General features: G+C 49.4%; 12 protein-coding genes. 4 read left to right on the forward strand and 8 right to left on the reverse strand.

Annotated elements, in window-relative coordinates; genetic code table 11:
• Position 1 precedes the first annotated feature (1 nt).
• The 4 genes from E0E47_RS16790 to E0E47_RS16805 are packed head-to-tail and all read left to right on the forward strand — an operon-like array spanning position 2 to position 7,549.
• Positions 2 to 1,954, forward strand: coding sequence for a hypothetical protein (locus tag E0E47_RS16790; RefSeq protein WP_130894249.1), 1,953 nt, complete (start codon positions 2 to 4; stop codon positions 1,952 to 1,954).
• On the forward strand, positions 1,951 to 3,945 hold the full coding sequence (locus E0E47_RS16795; protein WP_232038495.1) for a hypothetical protein: 1,995 nt from the start codon (positions 1,951 to 1,953) through the stop codon (positions 3,943 to 3,945). The genes E0E47_RS16790 and E0E47_RS16795 overlap by 4 nt, the downstream gene beginning before the upstream one ends.
• Positions 3,939 to 5,636 carry an O-antigen ligase family protein gene (locus E0E47_RS16800; protein WP_130894250.1) on the forward strand — a complete coding sequence of 566 codons (1,698 nt, stop codon included), beginning with the start codon at positions 3,939 to 3,941 and terminating at the stop codon, positions 5,634 to 5,636. The genes E0E47_RS16795 and E0E47_RS16800 overlap by 7 nt, the downstream gene beginning before the upstream one ends.
• Before the next feature lie 5 nt (positions 5,637 to 5,641).
• A complete protein-coding gene (locus E0E47_RS16805; RefSeq protein WP_232038496.1) occupies positions 5,642 to 7,549 on the forward strand; it encodes a hypothetical protein in 1,908 nt (635 codons plus the stop codon).
• Positions 7,550 to 7,681: 132 nt separating this feature from the next.
• On the opposite strand, the gene E0E47_RS17720 is transcribed toward E0E47_RS16805, so the two are convergent.
• The 8 genes from E0E47_RS17720 to E0E47_RS16850 form a co-directional block, all read right to left on the reverse strand.
• Positions 7,682 to 8,542 carry a PepSY-like domain-containing protein gene (locus tag E0E47_RS17720; RefSeq protein WP_232038497.1) on the reverse strand — a complete coding sequence of 287 codons (861 nt, stop codon included), beginning with the start codon at positions 8,540 to 8,542 and terminating at the stop codon, positions 7,682 to 7,684.
• A gap of 49 nt (positions 8,543 to 8,591) precedes the next feature.
• Positions 8,592 to 9,032, reverse strand: a complete 441-nt coding sequence (locus tag E0E47_RS16820; RefSeq protein WP_008628567.1) for a PepSY-like domain-containing protein — start codon at positions 9,030 to 9,032, stop codon at positions 8,592 to 8,594.
• A gap of 91 nt (positions 9,033 to 9,123) precedes the next feature.
• Positions 9,124 to 10,398 carry a sensor histidine kinase gene (locus E0E47_RS16825; RefSeq protein WP_130894251.1) on the reverse strand — a complete coding sequence of 425 codons (1,275 nt, stop codon included), beginning with the start codon at positions 10,396 to 10,398 and terminating at the stop codon, positions 9,124 to 9,126.
• Positions 10,399 to 10,414: 16 nt separating this feature from the next.
• Positions 10,415 to 11,098, reverse strand: a complete 684-nt coding sequence (locus tag E0E47_RS16830; RefSeq protein WP_008628565.1) for a response regulator transcription factor — start codon at positions 11,096 to 11,098, stop codon at positions 10,415 to 10,417.
• Positions 11,095 to 11,517, reverse strand: coding sequence for a PaaI family thioesterase (locus tag E0E47_RS16835; RefSeq protein WP_008628564.1), 423 nt, complete (start codon positions 11,515 to 11,517; stop codon positions 11,095 to 11,097). Before E0E47_RS16835 ends, E0E47_RS16830 begins: the two co-directional genes overlap by 4 nt.
• Before the next feature lie 20 nt (positions 11,518 to 11,537).
• Entirely contained in the window at positions 11,538 to 12,266 is a 729-nt protein-coding gene (locus tag E0E47_RS16840; protein WP_008628563.1) for an inorganic diphosphatase, read from the reverse strand.
• Positions 12,267 to 12,270: 4 nt separating this feature from the next.
• On the reverse strand, positions 12,271 to 13,620 hold the full coding sequence (locus E0E47_RS16845; protein ID WP_008628562.1) for a glucose-6-phosphate isomerase: 1,350 nt from the start codon (positions 13,618 to 13,620) through the stop codon (positions 12,271 to 12,273).
• 30 nt (positions 13,621 to 13,650) lie between these two features.
• Entirely contained in the window at positions 13,651 to 14,646 is a 996-nt protein-coding gene (locus tag E0E47_RS16850; protein ID WP_008628561.1) for an NAD(P)H-dependent glycerol-3-phosphate dehydrogenase, read from the reverse strand.
• Positions 14,647 to 14,658 lie beyond the last annotated feature (12 nt).

Raw genomic sequence — 14,658 nt, forward strand, 5'->3', positions numbered from 1 at the left:
TATGAGGAGTTCAGCATTCATTAAAATGCAGGCTTTTTTTCTTGCTTGCATGTTGCCGACCTTTTTATTCGGAAAAGGTGAGGTAGTCTACACCCGTTTGCAGTCTCTGTATTCCAATAATGCAGGAGGATGGAATATTGAGAAGGTCGTATTGTCCGATACGGCTACAGTGGTGCATTTTTCCGTAAGTTTCAGACCTTATTCTTGGATTCAAATGGCTTCGAGCACTTATTTGAGTGACGAGAAAGCTGTGGAGTATCCCGTAAGAAAGGCTGTAGGATTGACATTGGACGAGAAGTTTTACATGCCTAAAAGCGGGAGGACGGAGTTCCAGTTGGTTTTTGCCCCTATGCCCAAGGACACGAAGATATTCGACATGATAGAGGGGGAAGAACGTGATATGGCACGTTGGTACGGTCTGCATGATGCCAAGTCGAAAGTGAAGATACCGGTGGCTCGGGAAGAAGTAGATACAGAGGAAATCGGGGAAAACATGTTCCGGACAGGTAAGGCCGTGGTACGGGGAAAGATAGAAGGCTACAAACCTGGGTGGGGGTATGGTGTCATGTCGGTGGAGGACAATACGTTGGGAAGCCGTCCCGAAAACTCATCGTCCACACTGATTCGTCCGGATGGCACTTTTTGCATAGAGTGGCCCTTGGAGCATCCCGTGTGGGATGAACTGAAGCCGGGGTATGGGCCGGATATTCCGGTCTATGTGCGTCCGGGCGACACGCTCAACTTGGTGATAAAAGCGAAAGGGAATGGGATTGAGACAGTAGAATACACCAGCAGCCATTCCAAAGGATGTCATGAGAAATTGCTGAAATGCAAGATGCCGGAAGTCTATGCCGAATGGGAGCGTAAGGGAGAGATTTGGAAGACGCTTACCGATGAGGAGTTTTGGATCATGACGGAGAAGACGTTGGAAACGGGAAATCGGCTTTGTGATTATTTCGTGTGGAAATACGGACTGTCTCCATGGGAGGCGCACCTCCTGAAAGCCCGGCAACAGGTGGCGGTGGTCATCAACCAAACCGTATTGGCCAACTGGATGCTGTCGAGCCGGTATGGCTATTATCCACCGAATGAGGAACTGCGGAGGGATTTTTACGAAGGCAATGATTATTCCTTATATAAAGTGTTGAATGAGATGCCCACAGATGACCCGTCCATGTCCTTTATTCCTTATTTTAGCGCAATGGTGTCACGTATGAAGGACATGCAGCCCATGACGGATGCTTGGTCTTTGGCTTCGATGGGAGACGTGGACTGGTCGGATGTGGAAGGGCTGCGGTTGATGGACAGCTTGCAAGTGGAGGAACTTAGGGGTGTCATGGGGTTCAAGGAGATTCCTTATTTGGTTCAAGCTTATCTCGTTAACAAAGTCTGTGACTTGCCTGATTTCCTGACTCCGGAAGGGCGGAAAGAAATCGTGGAGCATAGGGCAGCTTGCCTCACGAATCCTTATTTGAAGGGGAAAATATGGGATTTGGCTTCCGAATATGCCCGGCCGCTTCCGGCTACAACGAAGTTGGAGGGAAAGGCACTTGAGATATTACAGCCGATTGTGGACAAGTATAAAGGAAAATATGTGCAGATGGAATGGATGAAACCCGGAAACAGCGGTTTTGATTTCGTGAATAACCGGATGGTCAATTTGATACCCGACTTCCGGAACCATAAAGATTTGCAGTTCGTATTTTTGTTCAGTGCCAATACATGTACTAAAGAGGAATTCGAGCAATTTGTGAAAGCGTATTTGCCGGAGGAAGACTGTTATTGGTTGGATTTTGAAGAAAGCAGTATTTTGCGTGCGCAACTTCGACTTCCTGATTATATAAAAGATATTACGTTGAACAGAGAAGGGGAGATGTTGTCTACTCCGCTTTACACGGCAAATGAGACACAGTTCCGTCGGAGTTTACGTGAATTATTAGAAAAAGAAGAATGATGAACAGGAAAAAAATCTTGTGGTTGGTGGCAGCATTGCTGCCAACCACGCTATTAGGAAAAGGTGAAATGGCCTATACGCGTTTGCAGTTTTTCTATTCCAATGCGGGGATGGTGGGCATAGACAAGGTGGTGCTGTCCGACACGGCCACGGTCATGTATTGCACGGCGAAGGGGAAAATCAATGCCTGGTTCCAATTCGCACCGTCCACGTACCTGAGCGATGAAGAGGACGTACGCTATCCCGTGAAGGGGGCTGTAGGGTTGGCGTTGGGCGAGAAATGCTATATTCCGAAAGCCGGGCTGTTGGAGTTCCGTCTGCTCTTCGAACCGATGCCGAAGGACACGAAGATATTCGACCTGATAGAAGGAACGGACAAGGATATGTTCCGCATCTATGGCATCCACGCAGCCAAGGCCAAGGTGAAGATTCCAAAGGCCAAAGAAGTGATGGACGCGGAAGAGACCTCCGAGAAGATGTTCCGAAAGGGAAAGGCCGTGGTGCGCGGCAAGATAGAGGAATATTCACGGGATTGGAATAATGGTATTTTGTTCTTTGATGTCAGTTTTTTGGGACATAGGGAGATTGCCCCTTATCCCATAAATCGCCCTTGCACGGCTTTGAAGCCGGACGGGACATTCTATGCAGAACTTTCTTTGGACCATCCGGTGTGGGCGGAAATGAAGATGGGAGGTGGAAACTTGCCTGTTCCTTTCTATGTCCGTCCCGGGGATACGCTTGACATCACCGTGAAAGGGGTGCGGGAAGATAATGTGACAGTGGAGTATGCCAGTAGCCATCCGAAAGGCTGTTATGAGAACCTGTTGAAACATCAGGACGTGCCGCTCATCTGTTACGGATGGGAACGTTTGTCGGATTATGGACGGAACCTGGACACTGAATATTTCCTGAAGAATGTGGACGAGAGTGTGGCGGAAAACATGCGGCTTTGCGACTATGTGGCATGGAAGTACAAGCTTTCTCCATGGGAGACGCATCTTTTGAAGAACCGTCAAAGGTTTGAATTGACAGACCGTTATTTGTACATGGCCAGCCGGTTGTTTGAAGAAAAGGTAGAACGCCCGAGAAAAGTGCAGGTGCAAAAAGAAGATTATGCAGGTTATGATTATTCAGCCTATAAGGTGTTGAACATCCTTTCTTTGGATGATCCGTCGCTTTCTTTCTTGCCTTATAGTTTGGGGTATCCTCCGTCTATCGATATGACATATATGATGGCTTTCCTTGATATGTATGCTTTTGGGGATAATTCTTCTGAAACAGAACCTTTGGACTATGTGAAAGTAGAAATAGAAAAAGACAGCCTTCAAGTGAACCTTTTGCGCGAACTGACCGGCGCAGAGGGGACTCCTTGGGCTGTGCAAGCCTACCTCACACAAAAAATTACAGGTTTGCAAGGGGAATGGAGTGTAGGACAACGCGAAAGGTTGGTGGACTTCTTGTCTTCTTCCTATTTGACTTACCCCTACTTTAAGGAGAAAATAAAGGAATTGAACCGTTTGTCCGGGAACTCGGCCTCATGGGTCTATGAAATACCGGAAGGGGACGGTTGTCGGGAGATGAAGTCTATTTTAAATAGGTATAAAGGCCGGTATGTGCAGGTGGTTTGGCTTTCAGACCCGAATGGGGATTGGAGCTTTTGTTCCAATTCATCCGTGAAGAACATCATGGCAGATTATGAAAGTTTTCCGGACTTGCAAATCATCGCGATAGTCAACGGGGAGGCGTATTCGGATGAAAACAGGTTCGCCCAAATAAGAAAAGAGTTGTCTGCACCAATCGTTCATATAGAAGATGGCGAAAGTTACCTCAAACTACAGGAGTTGTTCCATTTCTACAACAGTGGCAAGCAGATGACTTTCGACCGCAACGGGTTGGTCTTCAAACAAACGCTCGACATGAAAAACGAAACGATGTTCCGTGACCGGTTCCGCCGTATATTGAAGGCGGAAAAAGAGATGCAACGATGGTAATGGAGAGAAGCGGCCAACATATCAGGGGAAGTGTTCCCGAAGGAAAGCAGGTGGCAGACGGGGCAGGCGTTTACTTTTACTTGTTCCTGTGCCTGTTTGCCGCCTGTTTCTTTCCACCGGTAAGGGGCTTTTCGGAGGAATGGCTAAGGCCGAAATGGGTCTTGGCCGAAGCCGTAGGGCTGTTGGTGCTTTTGACATTCGGGATACAGGTGCTTGTGGCCTGCAGGCATCGAGGTTCCGGACGGCGGGCTTTTGGGTGGTGGGGGCGCGTGGAAGACGCGTTTTGCGAAGCCTTAGTGGGCGTGGCTTTCTTGGAGGCCGTGTATGCGATAGTCCGGATGTTCCGGGGAGGACAAGAAGGGATGGCGGCATCCGGCACGTTCGACAATCCTGCCGGGTTGGCTTTCTGCCTTTGCGCCGCTTTGCCGTTCCATGCCTGTTTGTGGCAAAGGTGCCCGGGAAGGCTTTGGTTCCGTTCTGCCCTTGCCGTATGTGCTTTGGTCATCTTGACAGCCATATTATGCGCGGGTTCCCGTACCGGATGGATATGTTTGGCATTGTATGCCGCCTTGTGGTTGCAAAAACAGTGGCAAGGTCATCGTATGATGAAACTGACGATTTTGGCGGTGTTGGCTGTTGGTCTGGCCTGGGGCATTTCGGTGGTCAAGATGGATTCCACCAACGGACGCCGTTTCATATTGGAACGTTCATGGGAACTGGTGCAGGCACGGCCTTTTGCCGGATATGGCCCCGGCGGTTTCCTGCGGGAGTATATGCCCCGGCAAGCCGACTACTTCAAGGCGCATGCCGATAGCGGACATGCGTGGTTGGCCAGTGAGGTGTACCATCCGTTGAACGAGTTCGTATGGGTATGGATTGAGTACGGTTTGCCGGGCGTATTATTGTCATTGGGGGCTTTGGCTTGGCTTTTGTCCGGATTGTTCCGGAGGCGCGACATCTTTTCCCGCATGTTGGCTGTTTCTTTGTGTGCATGCGTCGTTTTTGCCCTGTTTTCCTATCCGTTGAAATATCCGTTGGCTTCGGTGATAGGGATAGCGGCCGTGGGACGTATGTGTAGCGGTATGCTTGGACGGGGCAGGATGAATGGGAAATGTTGGCGTTGGGTTGGCATGGTCGGAATAGTGGTAGCGGTCGTGGCGTTGATAAAGGTGTCCGTTGCCTATTCTTATGAATATGAATGGAGCCGGGTGGCTCGTCAAGCCTTGCGCGGGCATTCGCGTGAAATGATGCCCCGGTATGCGGAATTGTACGGGCATTACCACCATGACGCTTCTTTCCTGTATAATTATGCCGCCGAACAGTTTTATGCCGGGCGTTGTGAAGAGGCGTTGTCGACGGCAAGGGAATGCCGGGCGTTATGGCCCTCGTATAACTTGTCCCTCCTGACCGGGGACATTTGCCGGGCGGCCGGGAAGTATGGCGAAGCCGTGCGACATTATGAACAGGCCCATTGGATGTGCCCCGTCAGGTTTGCGCCTTTGGAGGGACTGTATTACGCATACAAGTCCGGAAGACAGCGGGATAGGGCGGATTCTGTGGCAGACGTGGTAGCCCGGAAGAGGATAAAGGTGGATTCTCCGGACGTGCAACGGATTAAAAAGGAAATATTGGAGGATGTGCGGCACGGTGAAAAGACGGTGCCGCGAGACGGAATGATGAAAAAGCTATGAAACTTATGAAGATAAGAAAACCGGTTGTTGGGAAGATGGCGGTTACGGCAGTCATCGTGATAGTTGCGGTTGGGGTTTATGCCGTCTGGGGTTCGAGGTGTTCGGAAAGGGTACATGTCCGCGAAATGGCTTTGGCTGAAAATCCCGGTTTGAAGGGGATATTGGAATTATATCAGGAAGATTCGTTGAAATACGAGGCGGCTTTGTTCCTGATAGACAATATGGCATATTACCAAGGGGCTGACAGTGGGGAGTTGGAGTCCATGTACAAGGCATACGATATATTCAGCACGGGACGTTACACGTACCGGCAGGCGTTGGATTCGGCGGAAAGGTTGTGCGGAAAGCCCAAAAACGTGCAGCAGATACGATGGAAAGCGGACGTGGACATGGAACCCGGCTTTTTGGTTTCCAATATAGAATGGGCCTTCAAGGTATGGAGGGAACAGCCGTGGGGCAAAAACGTTTCGTTCGAGCAATTCTGTGAGTATATACTGCCTTACCGCATAGGAAACGAGGAATTGGTTCCGTGGCGGGAAAAATTGTATTACCAGTTCATGCCTATTATCGAGAAGTATAAGGATGACCCTCAAATAGAGAACCCCACATTTGCCGCCCACATTGTTTTGGACAGCCTGCTCCGGGCACCTTTTCATTTTACGGGCGAAATGGCGACGAGCGTGCGTATCGGTCCGAGGATAGCGGACTGGAGGGGCGGAAGTTGTCTGGACTTGTGCGACATGTTGGTATACATTTACAGGGCGTTGGGAATCCCTTGCGGCATAGAGGAACTTCCGATGCGTGGTAACAACAACGCGCCCCATTACTGGAACTTCTTGGTAGACCAACATGGACAGACTTGGTATTTTTCCATGTTTTATTGGTGGCACCGTTTGCTGAAAGCCGAAGTCTATGACGATGTGTATGGAAAAGTGTTCAGGCAACGGTTCAGCCTGAACCGTGCCATGACGGATTCGTTGCAGTTGCCGTTGGATAGTGTGCATCCTGTATTCCGCTATCCATTCTTCGAGGATGTCACCCGTCTGTATGCCACGGACAAGGCTTTTACTTTATCCGTTGGGAAACGGCATTTCGTCCGGGACGTGAAAAGGGGCGAGGTCGTTTACATTTGCATGTCCGACCGCTATGCTTGGAAACCTGTGGGATGGACAAGATATGACGGCTCCAATGCTGTCTTTAAGGGTTGTCACGGAGGTACCATTTACTGTCTGGCGGTTTATGACGCGGCTCATGACAAATTGGATCCGGTGTCTTCACCTTTCAGCGCAGGGAAGGAGAACGGGAAAATGGAGTTTTATGAGGCACGGGAAGAAACAGAAGATGTCGTTCTGCTGAGCAAATTCGGAATGCTTGGGGAGTTCTTTTTGGGACGGATGGTCAATGGGGTGTTTGAGGGCAGCAATTCGCCTTCTTTCAAACAAAAAGACACGTTGCTCCTGATTCGTGAGATTCCGGGCAGGCTTTGCACCGTGGTAAAAACAGATTCCTCCAAAGCATACCGTTATGTGAGGTATTACGGTCCGGCAGGTGGTTATGGGAATATCTCCGAGGCCGGGTTCTATTCGTCTGCCAATGACACGGTGCCGTTGGCCGGAAAAGTCTTGGGTCCGGAAGACGGTGCGGCAGGCGACCATTCTTATTTCAATGTGTTCGACGGGCATACGGACACATCGTATGATTATCCTTTCGCCGACGGGGGATGGGCCGGACTCGACCTTGGCGAGCGAAAGCATATAGGGAAGATTGTCTATACACCCCGTAATCGGGATAATTTTGTCCGTAAGGGGGATTTGTATGAGCTTTGGGTTTGCCCGGCAAACAGCCACGTCAGACTCTTTACTTTTCAAGGGTGTGCCGAAACATGCGCTTTTGTTACTCCGCGACTTGAGTAGGGGAGAAGCGGAACGGTTGTTCGAGTATAAGGATGGCAAACAGGTGTATTGGTAAGCAGGAAGAGGATGAAAACACTCCCTGCCGGCATGTCTTTACCGGCAGGGAGTGACTCTTTCCTTAAGGAAATATTCTTATGAACGTTTGCTGCCGTCGGGATTGTAAACCAGAATGAGGTCCATCGGTTCACGATCCAATTCAATACGGTAATAGATACCTGTGTCCGTTCCGTTGGGATATTCAATGCGGTCCACATCGTCCTCACGAGGATTGAACGTGTAACCTTCTTGTGTGAAGCTGTTGACTACGGCTTCAGGAACTGATGTCCATGCCATATCCTCAAACTCTGTGAACAGCCATTGGTAATTCGTATCTACATGCATGTCCACTTCTGCGTTGTTCAGCCACAGTTGTATTTCGTAGCCTTTTGCAGTGCGGTTCATTTCAATAATATTGGCACCGGGATATTTGGCCGCTACCATTTGGCGTACTTCCTGTGGGATTTGTGCCGAGGGGTCGGAGCCACTTCCCGGGTGTTGGCTTCCGTCCGCATTGTAGTAGAGTATGATGTCTGTAGGTTCACGGTCCAATTCGATACGGTATTGTATGGACGTTTCTGTTCCGTTGGGATATTCAATGCGGTCCACATCGTCTTCACGTGGGTTGAACGTGAATCCGTTTTGCGTAAAGCTGTTGACAACGGCTTCGGGAAGGGATGTCCATGCAATGTCCTCGAATTCCGTATAAAGCCATTGATAGTTGAGGTCGAGGTGCATGTCCACTTCTGCGTTGTTCAGCCACATTTGTATTTCATATCCTCGGTAGGTACGCTCGACTTCCACGATTTGTGCTCCCGGATAACGGCTTTCTACCGTTTGGATGATGTGTGGATCATTCCGGAAGTTGTAGTCATCCTCATCGTCATCTTTACATGCGGTCATAACCGGGGCGAGCAATAAGATGAAAAGCCCCCATTTCCATATATTCTTTCTCATTTTGTTTTGTTTTTTTTAAGGTTTATATTCTTGTGAAAATCTCGTTTTTTCAGTCTATCTCGCGGATATTGAATTTCCGGTCGAATTTGAGGTCTACGTCGTTGGTAAGTTCCACTTCATACTCACGGCTGTCTTTTTCTATTTTGGTGATTTTCTCCCCGGGAAACATGTCGTTCACTTGTTTCTTGATGGGAGCCGGGATAAAAAAAGCAGGAACTTCAGACCTTTTTCCGTCTACTTCGGTCCAATCGCCTTTGCTGTCGAAGGATATTTCCGTACCGTTGACAAGCTGTACGTCGTAGGTGGCCGATTTGAACCAGTCTTTGTCTATTTTGATATACGAAACTTTAGTATGGGCAAATTGCTGTTTTAGAATCGTACGTGCCGGAACAGGCAAATCGTTTACATTACGGGTGATGACATCATTGTCAGCGCAAGCTGTCGTTACGATGACCATTCCCAAAAGCAATATGGCAAACATCTTTCTCATAACGGTAAGTTCTTTTAATGGTTAGTAATGCTATTGTAACCGCAAAGGAAATACCTGATTCTGGAAAGATTTGGGATTTATACTTCAAGTTCTATGGCTTTGCAATTTTTAACACGAAGTGGTGTCGTCCGTCATGATAATATGTGAGTTTTATATGGTAAAGATTGGCTATGGATTGGGCGATGGACAGTCCCAATCCGGTCGATTCCTTTTGTCCGGCATTACCTTTATAGAAACGTTTGAATATTTGTTGTTTGTCAAGTGCCTGGTTTCCATCGTTGATGATTTCGATTCGGGCAGAATGGATAACGATGTCTACGCGTCCATGGTCCGGGCTATGTATGATGGCATTTTTGATGAGGTTAGTCAATAAAGTATGAGCCAGTGATTCGTTCATACGGATGCGGCAGGTTTCCGTGTCCGACAGGTGATAGTCCAATTCTTTTTCTTCGTACAAGTCAGACAAGAGTCCTATAATATGCCGGGCATGCCGGTTCATGTCTACTTCTGCAACTTCCTCGAATTGCCGGTTTTGGATACGTGAAAGCAGGAGCAGGGATTTATTGAGCTGTATGGCACGGTGCAGGCTGCGGAACATATCGTCGATGGTTTTCAGTTCCTCTTCATCGAGATTCTCATGTTCGGCCAATAACTCCAACTTACCGTTGATGACAGCCAACGGGGTTTGCAGTTCGTGGGAGGCGTTTTCGATGAATTCCTTCTGTTCACGGTATGCTTTTTCTGCTCGTTCGTGCATTTCAAGGGCAGCACGGTTCAGGGTACGGAACTCCCGGATACGGCAATCCGGATTCAAATAAGGTGCCGGGCGTCCGGGTGATACGTTTTCAAGCCATTCCAACAGGCGGTCGAGCGGACGGAACACGGACTTCAGGATAAGGCGTGTGCTGAAGATGATACAACAAAGCAATGCGATGTAAAGTGCGACAAGGTATTTGAATATGGCCGTTATCAGGTCATCCCTTTCCAAAGTAGAAAGCCGAAGTTCCAATTCATAATATTTCAGGTCGGTAGCCATGAAACAGGACTTCATGATACGTACGGGTTCATATTCATCTTCAGTCTCGATATATACCGTACCGTCATAGTACCGGTCGCGATAGTGCTCGACTTCTTCCGTGGCGAGTGGACGGATGCTGTAGCTGTGTATGATTTTATCCTCGGTATCTAAAAGAGTAGAATCCGCCAGAATTTTCCCCACAATAATATCCCGGTAATTCGCCAGGGCATCGTCGGTCTCGTCCATTACTTCGTCGATGACGGTGTAATAGAAAAAGGTTCCCCATCCGCCTAATAACAAAAAAAGGAGGAAAGAGAGATTAAAGTGGGTATAACGCAATAACTTCATGGGCGGACTGGAAGATTTACGGCATATCGAATGCCAGTTTATAACCGAAGCCGTAGACGGCTTTTATTTCAGCTTGTGCGCCTGCGGCTTTCATTTTCTTTCGCAGGTTCTTCACTTGGGAGTAAATGAAATCAAGGCTGTCCGCCTGGTCAATGTGGTCGCCCCATACGGATTCTGCCAATGCCATGCGATTGATGAGGCGGTTGGGATTGCTGATGAAATAATACAGCAGGTCGAACTCCTTGCGGTTGAGGTTCAGCTCGTTCCCATCTACGGTTGCTTTACGGGTGTCGGGCACTAAAGTCAGGTTGCCCAGTACGATACTGGTGTCTCCTCCGGCCTTTTTCCTGCGCAGCAGGGATTTCACCCGTGCATTAAGTTCAGCCAGATGGAACGGTTTGGCCAGATAATCGTCGGCACCGAGGTCAAGCCCTTCCACCTTGTCCTCAATGGAGTCTTTGGCCGAGATGATGATGACACTTTCCTGTTTGCGCGTCCGTTTAAGGTGGGCCAAAATGGACAACCCGCTTCCGCCGGGCAGCATGATGTCCAATAAGACACAGTCATAATCGTAATCGTTCACTTTTTCCATGGCAGAAGCATAATCTTCCGCACACTCCACGATGAATTTTTCACGTGTGAGGTATTCCCTGACGGTATTCCGCAACTCCTCTTCGTCTTCAATTAGCAGGATCTTCATGGTCGTTCCGTATCGGATGGATTGTTGATAGGTAATACGTCTTTCTTCCGGTAACCTGTGCTGTTGAGGATAGCCACTAAATCACCATTTTCCTGGCAGATTCTTACCTCTATATAAGGAATGCGTGGGTGATGGTGTATCTCTCGTGCTTCGGCGTAAAGCCATCCGGAGGATACGGCTTTCAAGAATGTGATATTGGCGCTTAAGGACAAGGTTACCTGTGCGTAACTGTTGGCTACTGCGGCAAAAGCAAGGTCGGCCAACGTGAAAAGGGCACCTCCCTGACAGACTCCGGCTGCGTTGAGATGCGCCGGAGTGACTTCCATCCGGGCTTTGGCATATCCCGGACGGATGTCGAGTATTTCGACACCAGCCGCCCGGGCGAACCGGTCGTTTTGTAATAATTCAGATAAAGTCATACTATAGTTGGATAAAAATGTCAGGCGAAAGTCTTTCGTATTTCTTCCCAGTGTTCACAAAGCGACATCATGGACGGGAACAACAAATCGGCTCCGGCATCGAGCAGTACTTTGTCGGGCAACGGGCCTGTGTTGACCGCAATGGTGAAGATGCCGGCGGCAACTCCGGCTTGTACACCCAAGGGGGCGTTTTCCACCACAAGGCCTTCCCACGGTTGTATACCGGCTTTTTCCAACCCCATGAGATAAGGTTCAGGGTTGGGCTTGCCGTATTTTACATCAAAGCTGGTCACCATCAGTTCTCGCCGGAAAATGTCTGGGAAATTATGGTTCAGCCGGTCGATAAGGCTGATTTGTCCGGAACCGGTGACGACCATCGGAGTGAAACCGCCGGCTTTTACCTTTTTCAGTAGCTCGTAAGCGCCCGGCATTTGCGGGGCTTCCGGGCAACGGCTGAACACGTCGGACTTGGCTTTGTAGATGGTCTGTTTTTCCTCTTCTGTGGCTTTACGTCCCCAACAGCGTTGTGCCAGCAGGTCGATGGTACCGCCTCCTGTACGCCCTTCGTGCATGTACGCCTCTTCGGGTGTGATATGAAGCCCGAACTGCGTCATGGCGTGGCTCCAGGAATACGCATGGTTGGGCATGGAGTCGAAGAGGACCCCGTCCATATCAAAGAGCACGGCTTTAAGGCTCGTCGCCCCAAAGCCGTGCTTCATTAAATATTTGTCTTTTTCAGTTTCAAACATGGGCTTATTTGTTTAAGCGTGCACGGATGGCTTCACTTTCTTTTTCGTAACCCGGTTTGTTCAGCAGGGCGAACATGTTCTTTTTATAGGCTTCCACGCCCGGTTGGTTGAAGGTATTTACGCCCAAAAGGTTGCCGCTGATACCACAAGCTTTCTCGAAGAAATAGATGATTTGTCCCAAGTAGTATTCGTTCAGCACGGGGACACTCAGGCGCATGTTGGGCACACCGCCGTCCACGTGAGCCAGTTGCGTACCCAGTTCGGCCATTTTGTTCACTTCGTCCACACGCTTTCCGGCCAGGAAGTTCAGGCCGTCCAGATTTTCGTCGTCCGAAGGGAAGAGCACCTTGTGGTTGGGCTGTTCGATGCTGATGACGGTCTCGAAGATGGTGCGTTCACCGTCCTGAATCCACTGTCCCATGGAATGAAGGTCGGTAGTAAAGTCCACGGCAGCCGGGAAAATGCCTTTTTGGTCCTTGCCTTCCGATTCTCCGTATAATTGTTTCCACCATTCGTTCAGGTAGTGCAACTTAGGTTGGTAGTTTACCAAGATTTCGATTTTCTTGCCTTCTGCATACAAAGCGTTGCGGCAGGCTGCATATACGGCCGAGGGGTTTTCCATGAAAGGTACGTCCGCGGCAGTAGCTTTTTCCATGTCGGCGGCACCGGCCACGAGTTGTGCGATGTCGAAACCAGCCACGGCGATAGGCAACAAGCCTACGGGAGTGAGTACGGAGAAACGTCCGCCCACATTGTCGGGGATGATAAAGCTCTTGTATCCTTCCTTGTCAGCCGTGGTACGGGCGGCACCTTTCTTGGCATCGGTTACGGCCACGATGACTTTGCGGGCCATGTCCTTGCCGCGTTGGTCTTCGCATTGCTTCTTCAGCAGGCGGAAAGCCAAAGCCGTTTCGGTGGTCGTGCCGCTCTTGGAAATATTGATGACACCGAATTTCTTGTCGGCTAAGTAGGCGCACATCTCGGCCAGATAGTCTTCGCCGATATTGTTTCCGGCAAACAGGATGACCGGGTTCTTCTTATCGTTCAGCAACCACTGGAAACTGTTGCTCAAAGCCTCGATGACAGTGCGTGCGCCGAGGTAGCTTCCGCCGATACCGGCTACTACGACCACTTCGCAATTCTCGCGAAGTACCTGTGCCGTAGCATTCAGTTCGCCAATGAAGTCAGAGGTGATGGATGACGGCAAGTGCAGCCAACCTAAGAAATCGTTACCCGGGCAAGTGCCGTTTTCCAAAGCTTCCTGTGCGGCTTTCACCTTCGGCTCGTAAGCCGCGATGGCATCAGCGTTCAGAAACTGTGATGCTTTTGTGATGTCTAATTGAATATTCTTCATCTTTTTACGCTATTAAAAAACAATAATGAGTTATCGGAATGAATCGGTGAGCAGTTTTATCTCGATGCTCGGCGAGATACGTTCGTAAAGGATGTTATATACGGCATCCAGAATCGGCATGTTGACATGGAGGCATTTGTTGATGTCCTTCATGCATTTGGTGCCGTAATATCCTTCGGCTATCATTTCCATTTCTATTTGCGCGCTTTTCACACTGTAACCCTTGCCTATCATGGAGCCGAACACCCGGTTGCGGCTGAAGTTGGAATATCCCGTGACGAGGAGGTCGCCCAGATAGACCGAATCGATGATATTCCGTTCGATGGGGTGTACTACCGTGAGAAAGCGGTTCATCTCCTGTGCCGCGTTGGACATGATGACAGACTGGAAGTTGTCTCCATACTTCAGGCCGTTGCAGATGCCTGCTGCAATGGCGTAGACGTTTTTCAACACCGAAGCGTATTCGATGCCGATGACGTCGTCGCTGGTTTTGGTCTTGACGTATTCGCTGCTGATCATGTCGGCAAAGTTTTGCGCCTTTTCCAAGTCGGCGCATCCCACGGTCAGATAAGTAAGCCGTCCCAGAGCCACTTCTTCCGCATGGCTCGGCCCTCCCAAAACAGCCAGATTCTCGTCGGGCACGTTATACACCTGATGAAAATATTCCGAACAGACCAAGTTCTCGTCGGGCACGATACCCTTAATGGCTGTGACGACAAACTTGTCGCGCAGGCGAGTCTTGAGTTTTTTCAGGTGGCTTTTTAAATAAGGTGAAGGAGTAACGAATATCAGAGTGTCCGCTTCTTCCACTATTTTATTGATGTCGGCAGAGAAGTGGATACGGTTTACGTCAAAATGCACGCTGGTCAGGTAAGCCGGATTGTGCCCCAGGCGGCGGAATTCCTCGATGCGGTCTTCCCGTCGCATGTACCAATGGATGGAATCGTTTCGCTCCAACATCATCTTGGCGATGGCGGTAGCCCAGCTACCGCCCCCCATGATGGCTATGGTTCCACAATTTCCCATATTTTCCGGTTG

Source organism: Paraprevotella xylaniphila YIT 11841, from assembly GCF_900683745.1.
Taxonomy (GTDB): Bacteria; Bacteroidota; Bacteroidia; order Bacteroidales; family Bacteroidaceae; genus Paraprevotella; species Paraprevotella xylaniphila.

Bases quoted from the DNA above. Each gene is read 5' to 3' on its own strand.
- E0E47_RS16850 (WP_008628561.1), bottom strand. From the start codon at position 14,646: ATGGGAAATTGTGGAACCATAGCCATCATGGGGGGCGGTAGCTGGGCT.
- E0E47_RS16820 (WP_008628567.1), bottom strand. From the start codon at position 9,032: ATGAGAAAGATGTTTGCCATATTGCTTTTGGGAATGGTCATCGTAACG.
- E0E47_RS16825 (WP_130894251.1), bottom strand. From the start codon at position 10,398: ATGAAGTTATTGCGTTATACCCACTTTAATCTCTCTTTCCTCCTTTTT.
- E0E47_RS16835 (WP_008628564.1), bottom strand. From the start codon at position 11,517: ATGACTTTATCTGAATTATTACAAAACGACCGGTTCGCCCGGGCGGCT.
- E0E47_RS16845 (WP_008628562.1), bottom strand. From the start codon at position 13,620: ATGAAGAATATTCAATTAGACATCACAAAAGCATCACAGTTTCTGAAC.
- E0E47_RS16840 (WP_008628563.1), bottom strand. From the start codon at position 12,266: ATGTTTGAAACTGAAAAAGACAAATATTTAATGAAGCACGGCTTTGGG.
- E0E47_RS16790 (WP_130894249.1), top strand. From the start codon at position 2: ATGAGGAGTTCAGCATTCATTAAAATGCAGGCTTTTTTTCTTGCTTGC.
- E0E47_RS17720 (WP_232038497.1), bottom strand. From the start codon at position 8,542: ATGAGAAAGAATATATGGAAATGGGGGCTTTTCATCTTATTGCTCGCC.
- E0E47_RS16830 (WP_008628565.1), bottom strand. From the start codon at position 11,098: ATGAAGATCCTGCTAATTGAAGACGAAGAGGAGTTGCGGAATACCGTC.
- E0E47_RS16805 (WP_232038496.1), top strand. From the start codon at position 5,642: ATGAAGATAAGAAAACCGGTTGTTGGGAAGATGGCGGTTACGGCAGTC.
- E0E47_RS16795 (WP_232038495.1), top strand. From the start codon at position 1,951: ATGATGAACAGGAAAAAAATCTTGTGGTTGGTGGCAGCATTGCTGCCA.
- E0E47_RS16800 (WP_130894250.1), top strand. From the start codon at position 3,939: ATGGTAATGGAGAGAAGCGGCCAACATATCAGGGGAAGTGTTCCCGAA.